9 protein-coding genes are annotated in these 18,135 nt (G+C 33.3%); all 9 read right to left on the bottom strand.

Going from position 1 to position 18,135, the window contains the following annotated elements:
- Positions 1–223 precede the first annotated feature (223 nt).
- Positions 224–1,576 (bottom strand): SEL1-like repeat protein, encoded by a 1,353-nt coding sequence (locus DKK70_RS01155; RefSeq protein WP_110432394.1) that lies wholly within the window; start codon positions 1,574–1,576, stop codon positions 224–226.
- Between the two features lie 348 nt (positions 1,577–1,924).
- Positions 1,925–3,280: a tetratricopeptide repeat protein gene (locus tag DKK70_RS01150; RefSeq protein WP_181415882.1), complete on the bottom strand. Its 1,356-nt coding sequence runs from the start codon at positions 3,278–3,280 to the stop codon at positions 1,925–1,927.
- 457 nt (positions 3,281–3,737) lie between these two features.
- Complete coding sequence (locus DKK70_RS01145; protein WP_258363889.1) at positions 3,738–3,842, bottom strand: SEL1-like repeat protein; 105 nt, start codon at positions 3,840–3,842, stop codon at positions 3,738–3,740.
- A 401-nt stretch (positions 3,843–4,243) separates the two neighbouring features.
- The gene (locus DKK70_RS01140) at positions 4,244–7,657 is read right to left on the bottom strand and encodes an SEL1-like repeat protein (protein WP_258363888.1); all 3,414 of its coding nucleotides are present in this window, start codon (positions 7,655–7,657) and stop codon (positions 4,244–4,246) included.
- A 441-nt stretch (positions 7,658–8,098) separates the two neighbouring features.
- Entirely contained in the window at positions 8,099–9,247 is a 1,149-nt protein-coding gene (locus tag DKK70_RS01135) for a tetratricopeptide repeat protein (protein WP_110432390.1), read from the bottom strand.
- A 292-nt stretch (positions 9,248–9,539) separates the two neighbouring features.
- Complete coding sequence (locus DKK70_RS01130; RefSeq protein WP_110432389.1) at positions 9,540–10,472, bottom strand: SEL1-like repeat protein; 933 nt, start codon at positions 10,470–10,472, stop codon at positions 9,540–9,542.
- Positions 10,473–11,237: 765 nt separating this feature from the next.
- Positions 11,238–12,485 (bottom strand): SEL1-like repeat protein, encoded by a 1,248-nt coding sequence (locus DKK70_RS01125; RefSeq protein ID WP_181415880.1) that lies wholly within the window; start codon positions 12,483–12,485, stop codon positions 11,238–11,240.
- Positions 12,486–13,276: 791 nt separating this feature from the next.
- Positions 13,277–14,719 carry an SEL1-like repeat protein gene (locus tag DKK70_RS01120; RefSeq protein WP_181415879.1) on the bottom strand — a complete coding sequence of 481 codons (1,443 nt, stop codon included), beginning with the start codon at positions 14,717–14,719 and terminating at the stop codon, positions 13,277–13,279.
- Between the two features lie 366 nt (positions 14,720–15,085).
- Complete coding sequence (locus DKK70_RS01115) at positions 15,086–17,932, bottom strand: tetratricopeptide repeat protein (protein ID WP_181415878.1); 2,847 nt, start codon at positions 17,930–17,932, stop codon at positions 15,086–15,088.
- Positions 17,933–18,135: the final 203 nt, after the last annotated feature.

Genomic DNA, 18,135 nt, shown 5'->3' with positions numbered 1-18,135 from the left:
TATTGTGGGTAACAGTGGTAAATATACCAACCAAACTAATGGTGCCATAACAATATGGCTATTTTCTTCTGAAAAAATCAATATAAAGTAAATACCCTTTATTAAAATTATAACGACATCAATTCATTCTTAATATTGAAAAAATAAAAAAGCACTCTTTGAGTGCTTTTGTGAAAACGTTGATTTAAAATGATTGTCGAAAATAATTTAATTATTTTTTTAATTACCTTAATTTATAGCAAGCCTTTTGATAATGCCCTTCACAAGCTAGTTGGTAATACTTTTTAGCTAAAGATTTGTTTTGCTCAATATCATTACCTTTCTCATATATCAGCGCTAAATTATATTGTGCCTCGACATCTCCTCCGTCCGCCGCTTTTGTATACCAATATACCGCTTTTTGTTTATCTGACTTTATGCCGTCTCCTACCTCATACATATGCCCTAAATTATATTGGGCATCTAAATGACCTTGCTCCGCGGCTTTGCTAAACCAATTTATTGCTTTTATTTTATCTTGTGTTACGCCTATTCCTTGATAATACGCACTGCCTAAATTGTTCTGCGCGTCAGCATTACCTTGTTCTGCGGATTTTGTATACCAATATAACGCTTTTTGCTTATCTTGCTTTATACCATCACCATGACTATACAAAAAACCTAGACTAAATTGTGCGCTAGGCATCCCTTGTTCTGCCGCTTTTGTAAACCAATCTATCGCCTTTTGTTTATCTTTTTTTATGCCATTACCTTCATAATATTTAAGCGCTAAATTATATTGGGCGATAGAATCACCTTGTTCTGCTGCTTTTGTATACCAATATATCGCCTTTTGTTTATCTTTTTTTATGCCATCACCGATATTATACATATCCGCTAAATTATATTGAGCGGTAGACTGCCCTTGTTCTGCTGCCTTTGTATACCAATTTATAGCTTTTAGTTTATCTTGTTCTACACCATCACCGTTTTTATATATACTCCCTAAATTGTTTTGCGCGTTAGGCTCACCTTGCTCTGCTGCTTTTGTATACCAATATATCGCCTTTTGTTTATCTTGCTCTATACCATGGCCACCACTATACATAAGAGCTAAATTAAATTGCGCTCTAGACTCACCTTGTTCTGCCGATTTTGTAAACCAATATACTGCTTTCAACTTATCTTGGTCCACGCCAGTACCTTCATAGTATATACTCGCTAAATTATATTGTGACTTAGAATCACCTTGTTCTGCTGCTTTTGTATACCAATATAACGCTTTTTGCTTATCTTGCTTTATGCCTTTACCGTCATTATATTTAACCGCTAAATTAAATTGTGCGCCGGGATGACCTTGTTCTGCTGCTTTTGTAAACCAAAAAACTGCTTTTTCTTCATTTTGTTCTACGCCAGCACCTTTATTATACATAACGCCTAAATAGTATTCCGCTTTATTATCGCCTTTCGCCGCCTCTTGTGTACATTCATCAAATGCTGTTTTATAATTTTTTTGCTCATAATACGAAGTGCAGTCATTTGCATAAATTGAAAAAGAACATAGAACTAATAACCCAGTAGATATATATTTTTTCATAGTATTTCCTATACAGGTTAAAACAGAGATTGATATTTTTTTATCTTACTCATTATATATAAATTTGTGTATAGAAAATATCCATTATTATTGTTTTTTTATTAATTAATCATCAGAAAAAGACGGTTATGCCGTTTTATGAAAAACATTAAAGGAATGGACGTCATTGGAAAAATTGCTAATCTTGCAACCAAACGCATGGGGGTAGACATCAAAATATATCTGTTTTGACGATCTATATTAAAAGGCAACGGTGATTGAAAATTAAGATAAATTAATCTAATGTTGATAAACATTATAAGAAAATCACCTTAATGATGTAAGGTGATTTTTCATCAACTATTAGGATTATTTTTTTAATTTATTACAAGCTTTTTTAAACCCCTGTTCACAAGACTGTTTAAAATACTCTTTAGCTAGAAATTTATTTTGCTCAACGCCATCACCTTGAGCATACATAAGCGCTAAATTGTATTGTGCTTCAGCATTTCCTTGCTTTGCGGCTTTTGTAAACCAATATACAGATTTTATTTTATCTTGTTCTACGCTTTCACCGTAATAATATTTAATAGCCAAACTAAATTGTGCACCATAATGGCCTTGTTCTGCGGCTTTTGTATACCAATATACTGCCTTTTGTTTATCTAGCTCTATGCCTACACCCATATCATACATAAGCGCTAAATTATATTGGGCGTTAGACTCATCTTGTTTTGCCGATTTTATATACCAATAAACTGCCTTTTGTTTATCTGGCTCTATGCCATCTCCTTTATAATACATATTCCCTAAATTATATTGTGCTCTGGAGAGACCTTGTTCTGCGGCTTTTGTATACCAATATACCGCCTTTTGTTTATCTGGCTCTATGCCATCACCATTACTATACATAAGCGCTAAATTAAATTGGGCATCGGATTCTCCTTCCTCCGCTGCTCTAGTATACCAATATATAGCCTTCGGCGTATCTTGTTTTATGCCATCTCCTTGATGATACATGAGGGCTAAATTGTATTGCGCGCTAGATTGACCTTGCTCCGCAGCTATAGTATACCAATATAGCGCCTTTTGTTTATCTGGCTCTATGCCATTACCATTATTATACATAAGAGCTAAATTATATTGGGCTTTAGAATGACCATTCTCCGCAGCTAAAGTATACCAATATATAGCTTTTTGTTTATCTGGCTTTATGCCATCACCATTATTATACATAAATGCTAAATTATACTGTGATCTAGAATCACCTTGCTTTGCAGCTCTTGTGTACCAATATACTGCGTTTTGTTTATCTAGCTTTACGCTATCACCTTCATAATACATAACCGCTAACTGGTATTGTGCTTTAGTATGGCCTTGCTCCGCAGCTGTGGTATACCAATATACCGCCTTTTGTTTATCTTGTTCTATGCCATCACCGTTATTATACATAATTGCTAAATTATATTGGGCATTAGGCTCACCTTGTTCTGCTGCTTTTGTATACCAATATACTGCTTTTAGTTGATCTTGTTCTACGCCAGCACCTTCATCGTACATAACGCCTAGATAGTATTGAGCTTTATTATCACCTTTTGTCGCCTCTTGTGTACATTTATCAAGCGCTTTTTTAAAATTTTTTTGCTCAATATGGCTAATGCACTCGCTCGCATAAATTGAAAAAGAACATACGACTAACAACCCCGCAGATAAATATTTTTTCATTGTATTTCCTATACTGGTTAAAACCAGCATTAATATTTTTATGTTATTGATTATATATAAATATATATATATAAAATAGCCATCATTATGGTTTTTTTAATTATCAGAAAAATGGTTATACCATTTTAGGAAAAATCATTTAAAGGAATGGATATCGTTGATAAAATTACCAATCTTGCAACCAAACGCATGGCTGGTGCAGATCAAAATACCCCCTATTTTGCCAATCTATATTTAAAAGATAATGGTGATCGAAGATAAATTAATCTAATGTTCATAAACATTAAAAGAAAATCACCTTAATAATCTAAAGTGATTTTTCATTAAAAATCATGGTTAAATTTTTGATTTATTAAAATATTTTTTAAGGCTTTACTCACAAGACTGTTTAAAATACTCATTAGCTAATGATTTGTTTTACTCAACGCCATCACACTATACATAACGCTAAATTATATTAGCCGTTAGGATTGCCTTGTTCAGCGTCTTTTTTATACCAATATAACGCCTTTGGTTTATCTTGCTCCATACCATCACCTTCATCATACATAAGCGCTAAAATATATGGATATCGGCATTACCTTACCCTAATTCTACTTTATTGGGCGTGAAGGTTTGTTAATCACTCCCATAAAAAATATATTTTTCATTGGGTTGCATAAAATAAAGTAGAAAATAAGAGTGATAATATGATTAATAATCCTTTTTTCATAATTTTCCTTATATTCCCTACCAAAACTCATTTATGCTTTTTAAATGTTATTTTAGTGATAATAACTATCGATGTATTTAGAATAATTTATACAAAATTATTAATAGGATTTTTATAAAAAAATCAAAGAAAACTATAACTAGTTTTTTAGAAAAAATCATTAATAGAATGGATGTTTTGATTAAGATTTAAAATGCATTAACTTATTTTTGATCTTAATCAAAACAGAAAAAGCACTCATTGAGTGCTTTTTAAAAACGATGATTAAAAAAGGTTTTTCGAAATAAAGTAATTACACTTTTAATTACTTTAAATTTTTTACATGCGCCTTTAGAATTCCCTTTATAAGCTAGTTGGTAGTACTTTTTAGCTAAAGATTTATTTTGCTCAATACCATCACCTTTCTCATACAAAAACGCTAAATTATATGGTGCCTGGTTATTTCCTCCCTCCGCCGCTTTTGTATACCAATATACCGCTTTTTGTTTATCTGGCTCTATGCCATCTCCTTTATCATACATAAACCCTAAATTGTTTTGGGCAGCAGCATTATCTTGTTCTGCCGATTTTGTATACCAATATAACGCTTTCTGCTTATCTTGTTCTATGCCATCACCGTTACTATACATGATTGCTAAACTAAATTGGGCGTCAGCATTACCTTGCTCTGCTGATTTTGTATACCAATATAACGCTTTTTGTTTATCTTGCTTTATACTTTCACCTTTACTATACATAAACGCTAATTTAAACTGTGCGTTAGAATGACCTTGTTCTGCCGCTTTTTTAAACCACTCTATCGCCTTTTGTTTATCTTGCTTTATGCCATCACCGAAATAATAATTATTACCTAAATTATTTTGTGCAATGGAGTTACCTTGCTCCGCCGATTTAGTAAACCAATATAAAGCTTTCTGCTTATCTTGTTCTATGCCTTCACCGTTACTATACATAACCGCTAAATTATATTGGGCATCAGCATCACCTTGTTCTGCCGCTTTTTTAAACCACTCTATCGCCTTTTGTTTATCTTGCTCTATGCCATCACCGAAATAATAATTATTACCTAAATTATTTTGTGCAATGGAGTTACCTTGCTCCGCCGCTTTTGTATACCAATATAACGCTTTTTGTTTATCTGGCTCTATGCCATTTCCTTTATCATATATAACCCCTAAATTGTTTTGGGCATCTTTGTGACCTTGCTCTGCTGATTTTGTATACCAATATAACGCTTTCTGTTTATCTTGCTTGATACTTTGACCTTTACTATACATAAACGCTAATTTAAACTGTGCGTTAGAATGACCTTGCTCCGCCGCTTTTGTATACCAATATAACGCTTTCTGTTTATCTTGTTCTATGCCATCACCGTTATCATACGTAACCGCTAAATTGTTTTGGGCTTCAGCATTACCTTGTTCTGCCGATTTTGTAAACCAATATAACGCTTTTTGTTTATCTTGCTCTATGCCATCACCATTATCATACATAACCGCTAAATTGTTTTGTGCATAAGGATAATCTTGCTCTGCTGATTTTGTATACCAATATAACGCTTTCTGTTTATCTTGCTTTATACTTTCATCTTCACTATACATAAACGCTAATTTAAACTGTGCGTTAGAATGACCTTGCTCCGCCGCTTTTGTATACCAATATAACGCTTTCTGTTTATCTTGTTCTATGCCATCACCGTTATCATACATAACCGCTAAATTGTTTTGTGCGTAAGGATAATCTTGCTCTGCTGATTTTGTATACCAATATAACGCCTTTGGTTTATCTGGCTCTATGCCATCACCATTACTATACATAAGCGCTAAATTATATTGGGCATCAGCATCACCTTGTTCTGCCGATTTTGTATACCAATATACCGCTTTTTGTTTATCTTCTTTTATGCCATCACCGAAATAATACTTATTCCCTAAATTATTTTGTGCATTGGAGTTACCTTGCTCCGCCGCTTTTGTATACCAATATACCGCCTTTTGTTTATCTTGCTCTACGCCATCACCTTTATAATACATATTCCCTAAATTGTATTGTGCGTAAAGATTATCTTGCTCTGCTGATTTTGTATACCAATATAAAGCTTTCTGTTTATCTTGCTTTATACTTTCATCGTCACTATACATAAACGCTAATTTAAACTGTGCGTTAGAATGACCTTGCTCCGCCGATTTTGTATACCAATATAACGCCTTTGGTTTATCTGGCTCTATGCCATCACCATTACTATACATAAGCGCTAAATTAAATTGGGCATCAGCATCACCTTGTTCTGCCGATTTTGTATACCAATATACCGCTTTTTGTTTATCTTCTTTTATGCCATCACCGAAATAATACTTATTCCCTAAATTATTTTGTGCATTGGAGTTACCTTGCTCCGCCGCTTTTGTATACCAATATACCGCCTTTTGTTTATCTTGCTCTACGCCATCACCTTTATCATACATAAGCGCTAAATTATATTGGGCTTGAGGGAATCCCTGTTCTGCCGCTTTTGTATACCAATATAAAGCTTTCTGCATATCTTGCTTTATGCCATCACCTTTATGATACATAAGCGCTGAATTAATTTGTGCGTCAACTAATCCTTGTTCTGCCGCTTTTATAAACCAATTTATCGCTTTTATTTTATCCTGCTTTACACCTTTACCGTAATAATACATAATTGCTAAATTTTTTTGAGCATCATCATTACCGTGTTCTGCGGCTTTTGTATACCAGTATAGTGCCTTTTGTTTATCTTGCTCTATGCCATCACCTTTATCATACAAAAGCGCTACATTATATTGGGCGTAAGCATTACCTTGTTCTGCCGATTTTGTATACCAATAAAACGCTTTTTGTTTATCTTCTTTTATGCCATCACCGAAATAATACTTACTCCCTAAATTATTTTGTGCATTGGAGTTACCTTGCTCCGCCGCTTTTGTATACCAATATAAAGCCTTTTGCTTATCTTGCTCTATACCATCACCTTTATCATACTTACGCGCTAAATTATATTGGGCTTGAGGGAATCCCTGTTCTGCAGCTTTTGTATACCAATATAGCGCCTTTTGTTTATCTTGCTCTACGCCATCACCTTTATCATACATAAGCGCTGAATTAAATTGTGCGTCAACTAATCCTTGTTCTGCCGCTTTTATAAACCAATTTATCGCTTTTATTTTATCCTGCTTTACACCTTTACCGTAATAATACATAAATGCTAAGTTTTTTTGAGCATCATCATTACCGTGTTCTGCGGCTTTTGTATACCAATATAGTGCCTTTTGGTTATCTTGCTTTATGCCATCGCCTTTATCATACATAATGCCTAAATTGTCTTGTGCTTCTAAGTGACCTTGCTCTGCGGCTTTTGTATACCAATATAACGCCTTTTGTTTACCTTGCTTTATACTTTCATCGTTACTATACATAACCGCTAAATTAAACTGTGCCCTAGAATGACCTTGCTCCGCCGCTTTTGTGTACCAATATAGTGCCTTTTGTTTATCTTGCTCTATGCCATCACCGTTACTATACATAACCGCTAAATTATATTGGCCGTTAGCATTGCCTTGTTCAGCGTCTTTTTTATACCAATATAACGCCTTTGGTTTATCTTGCTCCATACCATCACCTTCATCATACATAAGCGCTAAAATATATGGACATCGGCATTACCTTGCCCTAATTCAACTTTATTGGGCGTAAAGGTTTGTTACCCTCCATAAAAAATATATTTTTCATTGGGTTGCATAAAATAAAGTAGGAAATAAGAGTGATAATATGATTAATAATCCTTTTTTCATAATTTTCCTTATATTCCCTACCAAAACTCATTTATGCTTTTTAAATGTTATTTTAGTGATAATAACTATCAGTGTATTTAGAATAATTTATACAAAATTATTAATAGGATTTTTATAAAAAATCAAAGAAAACTATAACTAGTTTTTTAGAAAAAATCATTAATAGAATGGCTATTTTGATTAAGATTAAAAATACCTCAACTCATTTTTGATTTTAAGGGAAAATAGAAAAAGCACTCGTAGAGTGCTTTTTGTGAAAAACGGTGATTTAAAATGTTTTCTGAAATAATTTAATTATTCTGTTAATTGCTTTAATTTATTACAAGCCTCTTGATAATCTCCATCACAGGCTTGTTGGTAATACTTTTGTGCTAGGGATCTATTTTGCTTAACACCATCGCCTTCATCATACATAAGCGCTAAATAGTATTGGGCACTAGAATGACCTTGTTCCGCCGCTTTTGTATACCAATTTATCGCTTTTATTTTATCCTGCTTTACACCTTTACCGTAATAATACGCGTTCCCCAAATTGTTTTGGGCGTCAGCAAATCCTTGTTCTGCCGATCTTGTATACCAATATAACGCTTTCTGCTCATCTTGTTCTAAGCCTGTACCTTCTTTATACATAATCGCTAAATTATATTGGGCGGTAGAATGACCTTGTTCGGCAGCTTTTATATACCAATATGCAGCCTTTTGTTTATCTTGCTCTATACCATAACCTTCACTATACATAAGCGCTAAATTATATTGTGATCTAGGATGACCTTGTTCTGCTGCTTTTGTATACCAATATACCGCCTTTTGCTTATCTTGTTCTACGCCATTACCTTCATAATACATAAACGCTAAATTATATTGGGCGGCAAAGTTACCTTGCTCCGCCGCTTTTGTATACAAATTTACAGCTTTTTCTTTATCTTGTTCTACGCCATCACCTCGTTTATACATACCCGCTAAATTGTTTTGTGAGTCGGAATCACCTTCTTCTGCTGCTTTTGTAAACCAATATACTGCCTTTTGTTTATCTTGTTCTACGCCATCACCGTTTTTATACATAAACCCTAAATTATATTGTGCATCTATGTGACCTTGCTCGGCGGCTTTTGTATACCAATTTAGCGCTTTTACTTTATCTTGTTGTTCTCCTTCACCGTAATAATACATATTCCCTAAATTATTTTGTGCATTAGTATTACCTTGTTCAGCTGACTTAAAATACCAAAATAAAGCTTTTTGTAGATCTTCTTTAACCCCCTTACCATCGTGATACATGAATGCCAGATTATATTGAGCTTCGGCATCACCTTGTTCTGCTTTTACTTTACACGGAGTAAAGGCTTTTTCATAACTCTCCATAGACCAATATAATTTGCATGGATTGGCATAAACTGCAGAAGAAAATAAGACTGATAATATGACTAATAATCCTTTTTTCATGATTTTCCTTATATTTACTACGAAAACTTATTTATGCTTTTTAAATGTTATTTTATGGATATTAACTATCAATATATTTAGGAAATTTATACAAATTATTAATAGGATTTTTATAAAAAATCAGAGAAAACTATATCTAGTTTTTCAGAAAAAATCATTAATAGAATGGCTATTTTGATTAAGATTAAAAATACCTCAACTCATTTTTGATCTTAAGGGAAAATAGAAAAAGCACTCGTAGAGTGCTTTTTGTGAAAAACGGTGATTTAAAATGTTTTCTGAAATAATTTAATTATTCTGTTAATTGATTTAATTTATCACAAGACTTTTCATAATGTTGCTCGCAAGCTAGTTGGTAATACTTTTTAGCTAAAGATTTATTTTGCTCAATACCATTACCTTTATCATACATATACGCTAAAAGATATTGGGCTTGAGCATCACCACGCTCCGCGGCTTTTGTATACCAATATACCGTTTTTTGTTTATCTGGCTTTATGCCGTCTCCCTCATCATACATAGCCGCTAAATTACATTGAGCGTCAACATTACCTTGTTCTGCCGCTTTTGTATACCAATATAACGCCTTTTGCTTATCAGGCTTTACGCCATTTCCTTCATCATACATAATCGCTAAATTGTTTTGTGCGTAAGACTCACCTTGTTCTGCCGCTTTTGTATACCAATATAACGCCTTTTGTTTATCAGGCACTATGCCATCACCTTCATCATACATAAGCGCTAAATTATATTGGGCATCAGCATTATCTTGTTTTGCTGCTTTTGTATACCAATATAACGCCTTTTGCTTATCAGGCCCTATACCATCACCTTTATCATACATAAGCGCTAAATTTTTTTGTGCAATGGAATTACCTTGCTCCGCTGCTTTTGTGTACCAATAAAACGCCTTTTGTATATTTTTCTCGGTGACATCACCTTCATTGTACATAACCGCTAAATTGTTTTGTGCATCTACGTTACCTTGTTCCGCGGCTTTTTTATACCAATAAAACGCCTTTTGTTTATCTGGCTCTGTACCATTACCTACATCATACATATACGCTAAAAAATATTGAGATTCAGTATTACCTTGCTCTGCTTCCACTTTACATAAAGTTAAGGCTTTCTCATAATTTTCCTTATACCAATATTTACTGCATTGATTAGCATAAACAATAGTAGAAAATAAAAGTGATAAGATGACTAATAATCCTTTCTTCATAATTTTCCTTATATTCAATATGAAAACTTATTTATATTATTTGAATGTTATTTTTGAGATATTAACTATCAATATATTTAAAATCATTTATACAAAATTATTAATAGAATTTAGTATAAAAAAATCAAAGAAAACTATAACTTTTTTTCTCAGAAAAATTCATTAATAGAATTGATATTTTGATTGAGATTAAAAATGCATCAATTCATTTTTGATCTTGGTAAAAACAGAAAAATCACTCATTGAATACTATTTTGATAAAACTGTGATTTAAAGTAATTTTGCAGAATAATTTAATTATTCGTTTAATTGCTTTAATTTATCATATGTTTTTATATAATTTTCGTGCAGCTTTTGTTTTCCATCACCCAACTAAATTTATAAATAAAAAATAGTTAGCAATCAGAAGATAAAACTATCTTCAATGTATTTCTTATACAGATTAGAACAGACATTAATTTTTTTGTTACTCATTATATATAAATGTATGTATCGTAAATAGCCATTGTTATTGATTTTTTTTTAATTATCAATTATCAGAAGCAATAGTTATGCCGTTTAAGGAAAAGATGTTAAAGGAATGGACATCATTGATAAAATTACAAATCTAGCTACTAAACTTCTAGGTGGTACATATCAAAATGCACCTGTATATATTAAAAAGGTAATGGTGATTGAAGATAAACAATGAATTGCTCTAACATTTATCAACACGTCAAAAAATCACCTTAATGATTTAAGGTGATTTTGCATTAAATAATAGGACTACTGTTTTAATTTATCACAAGCTGTTTCAAAACCTAGCTCACAAGACTGTTTAAAATACTTATTAGCTAATGATTTGTTTAGTTTAACTCCATCACCATTCTCATACATAGTTGCCAAATTGTATTGTGCGCTTAAGTATCCTTGTTCTGCTGCTTTTGTATACCAATCCACCGCCTTTTGTTTATCTTGATCGATACCATCACCGTTATAATACATAAGCGCTAAATTATATTGTGCTTTAGAATGACCTTCTTCGGCGGCTTTTGTATACCAATATACCGCTTTTTGTTTATCTCGTTCAATGCCATCACCGCTGTAATACATAAGCGCTAAATTATATTGTGCGCTAGAATGACCTTGCTCGGCGGCTTTTGTATACCAATATACCGCATTTGGTTTATCTTGCTCGACTTCATCTCCGTTATTATACATAAAAGCTAAGTTATTTTGGGCGTTAGCATAACCTTGCTCGGCGGCTTTTGTATACCAATATACCGCCATTTGTTTATCTTGCTCTACGCCATCGCCTTTATAATACATAAAGGCTAAGTTATTTTGGGCGTTAGACTCACCTTGTTCGGCAGCTTTTGTATACCAATATACTGCTATTTGTTTATCTTGCTCTACACCTTCACCGTTATAATATTTAAGAGCCAAATTATATTGAGCGCCAGGATGATCTTGTTCGGCAGCTTTTGTATACCAATATACCGCCTTTTGTTTATCTTGTTCGGTGCCATCACCTTCGTCATACATAATCGCTAAATTATATTGTGCTTTGAGGATACCTTGTTCGGCACTTTTGCTATAAACAACAAAAGCTTTTTGTTTATCTTGCTCTATACCATCTCCGTTATAATACATAAACGCTAGATTATATTGACCTTTAGCATCCCCCTGGTCTGCGGCTTTTGTAAACCAATATGCAGCCTTTTGTTTATTTTGCTCTATGCCATCACCTTCATAATACCTAAGTGCTAAATTATATTGGGCGCTAGAATTACCTTGCTCTGCTGCTTTTGTATACCAAAATAAGGCTTTTTGTTGATCTTGTACGACGCCTTTACCAATATCATACATAATCCCAAGGTAGTATTGAGCTTTATTACTACCTTTCGCCGCCTCTCTTGTACATTTAGCAAATGCTTTATCATAATTTTTTTGTTCAATATATGTAGTGCACTGGCTTGCATAAATTGAAAAAGAACATAGAACTAATAATCCAGAAGATAAATATTTTTTCATGGTTTTCCTTATACCTATTGCAGCAGACATTAATACTTGTTTATTTTACCGATATTATTTTAGTGATATTAACTATCAATGTATTTAGTAAATTGATACAAAATTATTAATATTATTTTCATAATAAATCAATAGAAAAATATAGCTATGTTTTTTTGAAAAAAATCATTAACAGAATGGATATTTTTATTGAGATTATAAATGCATCAACTTATTCTTAATATTGGCAAATAAAAAAAGCAATTATTGAGTGTTATTAATAAAAAACGGGGGGTAAAGTGATTTCCGAAATAATTTAATTTTGCCTATTAGCATTTACTTGTTTGGTTTCTTGTGCACATCCAACAAAGGCTTTTTATGATTTTTTATTGGCAATCTGTTTTACACGGACAGGCATAATTTGAAAAAGAACGGCGAATTGATAACCCTAAAGATGATATTTTTTTCATTGTATTTCCTATACATGTTAAAACAAACATTAATATTTTTTTATTTTACTTATTATATATAAATATATGTATCCAAAATAGTCGTTGTTATTGATTTTCTTGATTACCAGAAAATATGGTTATGCCGTTTTTGGCAAAGTCATTAAAGGAATAGACATTGTTAATAAGGATTATGAATGTAGCAATCAAACACATGGGATAACATCAAAGTGTGCCTGTTGAGCCAATCTATGTAAAAAAAACAACAATGATTAAAGATAAACAAAAGTTGTTCTAAAATGAACAAATACTTCAAGCAAACCACCTTAGTGATTTAAGGTGGTTTTTAACCGAATAATAGGATTATTTTCTTAATTCCTCACAAGCTAGTTCAAAACCTAGATCACAAGACTGTTTAAAATACTCTTTAGCTAATGATTTGTTTTGCTCAACACCATCACCCTCATTATACATAACCGCTAAATTATATTGGGAATAAGGATTACCTTGTGCTGCAGCTTCTTTAAACCAGTATACAGCTTTTTTCTTATCTATTTCAACACCATCTCCACTATCATACATAGCGGCTAAATTGTGCTGAGCAGTTAAATCACCTTGTTCTGCTGCTTTTGTATACCAATATTCGGCTTTTTTCTTATCCATTTCAACACCGTCTCCATTGAAGTACATAAGTGCTAAAATAGATTGTGCATCGGAATAATCTTGTTCTGATGCTTTAATGAACCAAAAAGCTGCTTTTTCCTTATCTATTTTAATACCTTCCCCATAATAATACATGAGCGCTAAATGGAATTGTGCGTTTAAGTATCCTTGCTCGGCTGCTTTTGTAAACCAATATACCGCTTTTTGATTATCTGGTTTTACGTCTTCACCTTTATGATATCTAATAGCCAAATTGAATTGTGCTTCAGATGCTCCTTGCTCGGCTGCTTTTGTATACCAATATACCGATTTTTGATTATCTGGTTCTACACCTTCACCATGACCATAAATAAACCCTAAATTATTTTGTGCTCTGAAATAACCTTGCTCTGCGGATTTTGTATACCAAAAAATAGCTTTCAACTTATCTTGTTTTATACCATCCCCCTCATCGTACTTAAACGCTAAATTATATTGTGCTTCGGGATTGCCTTGTTCTGCTGCTTTTGTATACCAATATATAGCCTTTTGCTTATCTTGCTCTACGCCATCACCCTCATCATAAATAACAGCTAAATTATATTGTGCATCGGATTGCCCCAGTTCGGCGCTTTTGGTATATAACTCAATAGCTTTTTGTATATCTTGCTCTACTCCATCACCTTCATCATACATAAGTGCTAAATTATATTGTGCATTAATATGATCATGTTCCGCTGCTTTTGTATACCAATATACCGCCTTTTGTTTATCTTGCTCTATTCCTTCACCGTTATTATACATAAACCCTAAATTATACTGAGCGCTGGAGATACCCTGCTCCGCTGCTTTTGTATACCAATTTATTGCTTTTATTTTATCTTGTTCTATCCCTTCACCATTATCATATATCAACGCTAAATTGTATTGTGCGCTAGAATGACCTTGCTCCGCTGCTTTTGTAAACCAATCTACTGCTTTTATTATATTTTGTTTTACACCTTCACCGTTATAATACACATTCCCTAAATTAAATTGTGCATCAGAGTCACCATTCATCGCTTCTTGTGTACATATATCAAACGCTTTTTCATATTTTTCTTGGTCACCAGAAGATAAAGTTTTTTTTAGCGTGTTTATTATTGAAGATAATATTTTTTTCATTGTATTTCCTATACATGTTAAAGCAGACATTAATTTTTTATTTTACTTATTATATATAAATATATGTATCCAAAACAGCTGTTGTTATTAATGTTATTGATGTTCTTGATGTTCTTGATGTTCTTGATTACTAGAAAATATGGCTATGCCGTTTCTGGTAAAGTCATTAAAGGAATTGACATTGTTAATAAGGATTATGAATGTAGCAATCAAACACATGGGATAACATCAAAGTGTGCCTGTTGAGCCAATCTATGTTAAAAAAGTAACAATGATTAAAGATAAACAAAAATTGTTATAAAATGAACAAATACTTAAAGCTAACCACCTTAGTGATTTTAGGTGGTTTTTCATCAAATAATAGGATTATTTTTTTAACTCTTCACAAGCTGCTTCAAAACGTTGATCACAAGACTGTTTAAAATACTCTTTAGCTAAAGATTTATCCTGCGCAACACCATCTCCCTTATCATACATAATTCCTAACTTATATTGTGCTTCAGGGTCATTTTGTTCTGCTGCCTTTGTATACCAATATACCGCCTTCTGTTTATCTTGCTCTATGCCTTCACCGCTATAATACCTATTCCCTAAATTATATTGAGCTTGAGAACAACCTTGCTCTGCTGCTTCAGTATACCAATATAACGCCTTCTGTTTATCTTGCTCTATGCCTTCACCTTCATCATATATAGCCGCTAAATTGTATTGTGCATATAAATCACCTTGCTCTGCTGCTTTTGTATACCAATATACCGCCTTCTGTTTATCTTGCTCTATGCCTCCACCGTTATCATACATAAACCCTAAATTATTTTGTGCGTTTGAATGACCTTGCTCTGCTGCTTTTGTATACCAATATACCGCCTTCTGCTTATCTTGCTCTATGCCTTCACCGTTATTATACATAACCGCTAAATTATATTGAGCACCAGGATTATCTTGTTCTGCCGCTTTTGCATACCAATATACCGCCTTCTGTTTATCTTGCTCTATGCCTCCACCGTTATCATACATAAACCCTAAATTGTGTTGTGCGTCTGAATCACCTTGCTCTGCTGCTTTTGTATACCAATATACCGCCTTCTGTTTATCTTGCTCTATTCCTTCACCGTTATCATACATAAACCCTAAATTATTTTGGGCATAAGGATTATCTTGTTCTGCTGCTTTTGTAAACCAATATACCGCCTTCTGTTTATCTTGCTCTATGCCTTCACCGCTATAATACCTATTCCCTAAATTATATTGAGCTTGAGAACAACCTTGCTCTGCTGCTTCAGTATACCAATATAACGCCTTCTGTTTATCTTGCTCTATGCCTTCACCTTCATCATATATAGCCGCTAAATTGTATTGTGCATATAAATCACCTTGCTCTGCTGCCTTTGTATACCAATATACCGCCTTCTGTTTATCTTGCTCTATACCATCACCTTCATCATACATAACCGCTAAATTGTATTGTGCATTAGGGTTACCTTGCTTCGCCGATTTTTCATACCAATAAAACGCCTTATATTTATCTTGCTCGATGCCATCACCATACTTATACATATTAGCTAAACTTAATTGGGCATCAAGACAACTTCGTCCTGCTGCTTTTGTAAACCAATATTCGGCTTTTTTCTTATCCATTTCTACACCGTCTCCATTACAGTACATATATGCTAAAATAGATTGTGCATCGGGATAATCTTGTTCCGAAGCTTTAATGAACCAAAAAGCTGCTTTTTCCTTATCTATTTTAATACCTTCCCCATAATAATACATAAGCGCTAAATGGAATTGTGCGTCTAAATATCCTTGCTCCGCTGCTTGTGTAAACCAATATATCGCTTTTTGATTATCTGGTGTTACGCCTTCACCTTTATGATATCTAATAGCCAAATTGAATTGTGCTTCAGATGCTCCTTGCTCGGCTGCTTTTGTAAACCAATATACCGCCTTCTGTTTATCTTGTTCTATGCCTTCACCGTTATCATACATAAACCCTAAATTATTTTGGGCACCAGGATTATCTTGTTCTGCCGCTTTTGTATACCAATATACCGCCCTCTGTTTATCTTGCTCTATACCATCACCTTCATCATACATAACCGCTAAATTGTATTGTGCATTAGAGTTACCTTGCTTCGCCGATTTTGCATACCAATATAACGCCTTTTGTTTATCTTGCTCTATACCATGATCACCACTATACATAAGTGCTAAATTAAATTGTGCGTTGGATAGACCTTGTTCTGCTGCTTTTGTATACCAATATACCGATTTTTGATTATCTGGTTCTACACCTTCACCATGACCATAAATAAACCCTAAATTATTTTGGGCATCAGGATTATCTTGTTCTGCCGCTTTTGTATACCAATATACCGCCCTCTGTTTATCTTGCTCTATACCATCACCTTCATCATACATAACCGCTAAATTGTATTGTGCATTAGGGTTACCTTGCTCCGCCACTTTTGTATACCAATATAACGCCTTTTGTCTATCTTGCTCTATACCTTCACAATATTTGTGCATAACGGCTAAATTATATTGTGCTTCGGGATTGCCTTGTTCTGCTGCTTTTGTATACCAATATATAGCCTTTTGCTTATCTTGCTCTACACCATCACCCTCATCATAAATAACAGCTAAATTATATTGTGCATCGGATTGCCCCAGTTCTGCGCTTTTGGCATATAACTCAATAGCTTTTTGTATATCTCGCTCTACTCCATCACCTTCATCATACATAAGTGCTAAATTATATTGTGCATTAATAAGATCTTGTTCCGCCGCTTTTGTATACCAATATACCGCCTTTTGTTTATCTTGCTCTATTCCTTCACCGTTATTATACATAAACCCTAAATTATACTGAGCGCTGGAGATACCCTGCTCCGCTGCTTTTGTATACCAATATACCGCCTTCTGTTTATTTTGCTCTATGCCTTCACCGTTATAATACATATTCCCTAAATTATTTTGGGCGTATGACTCACCTTGCTCCGCTGCTTTTGTAAACCAATAAACTGCCTTCTGTTTATCTTGCTCGATTCCTTCACCGTTATAATACATATGCCCTAAATTAAATTGTGCGTCAGAGTCACCATTCATCGCTTCTTGTGTACATATATCAAACGCTTTTTCATATTTTTTTTGTTCACCAGAAGATAAAGTTTTTTTTAGCGTTTTTACTATTGAAGATAATATTTTTTTCATTGTATTTCCTATACATGTTAAATAAACATTAATTATTTTATTCATTTTATAGAAGTATATATCAAAAATAACCAATATTATTAATTTCTCTAATCACCAAAAAATTTAACTATACTGTTTTCGTAAAACTATTAAAGGAATGAATATTGTTGATAAGATTGTGAATATCGAACTTAACGTATAAGACCACAGCAAAATGTCCC

It is taken from the genome of Gilliamella apicola, assembly GCF_003202655.1.
Taxonomy (GTDB): domain Bacteria; phylum Pseudomonadota; class Gammaproteobacteria; order Enterobacterales; family Orbaceae; genus Gilliamella; species Gilliamella apicola_R.
The sequence above is the reverse complement of the archived record's forward strand: the minus strand, read 5'-3'. Positions and strand labels throughout refer to the sequence as shown.

Excerpts from the sequence above, each read along its gene's own strand:
- DKK70_RS01155 (WP_110432394.1), bottom strand. The coding sequence starts at position 1,576 with ATGAAAAAATATATATCTACTGGGTTATTAGTTCTATGTTCTTTTTCA.
- DKK70_RS01150 (WP_181415882.1), bottom strand. The coding sequence starts at position 3,280 with ATGAAAAAATATTTATCTGCGGGGTTGTTAGTCGTATGTTCTTTTTCA.
- DKK70_RS01135 (WP_110432390.1), bottom strand. The coding sequence starts at position 9,247 with ATGAAAAAAGGATTATTAGTCATATTATCAGTCTTATTTTCTTCTGCA.
- DKK70_RS01130 (WP_110432389.1), bottom strand. The coding sequence starts at position 10,472 with ATGAAGAAAGGATTATTAGTCATCTTATCACTTTTATTTTCTACTATT.
- DKK70_RS01125 (WP_181415880.1), bottom strand. The coding sequence starts at position 12,485 with ATGAAAAAATATTTATCTTCTGGATTATTAGTTCTATGTTCTTTTTCA.
- DKK70_RS01120 (WP_181415879.1), bottom strand. The coding sequence starts at position 14,719 with ATGAAAAAAATATTATCTTCAATAATAAACACGCTAAAAAAAACTTTA.
- DKK70_RS01115 (WP_181415878.1), bottom strand. The coding sequence starts at position 17,932 with ATGAAAAAAATATTATCTTCAATAGTAAAAACGCTAAAAAAAACTTTA.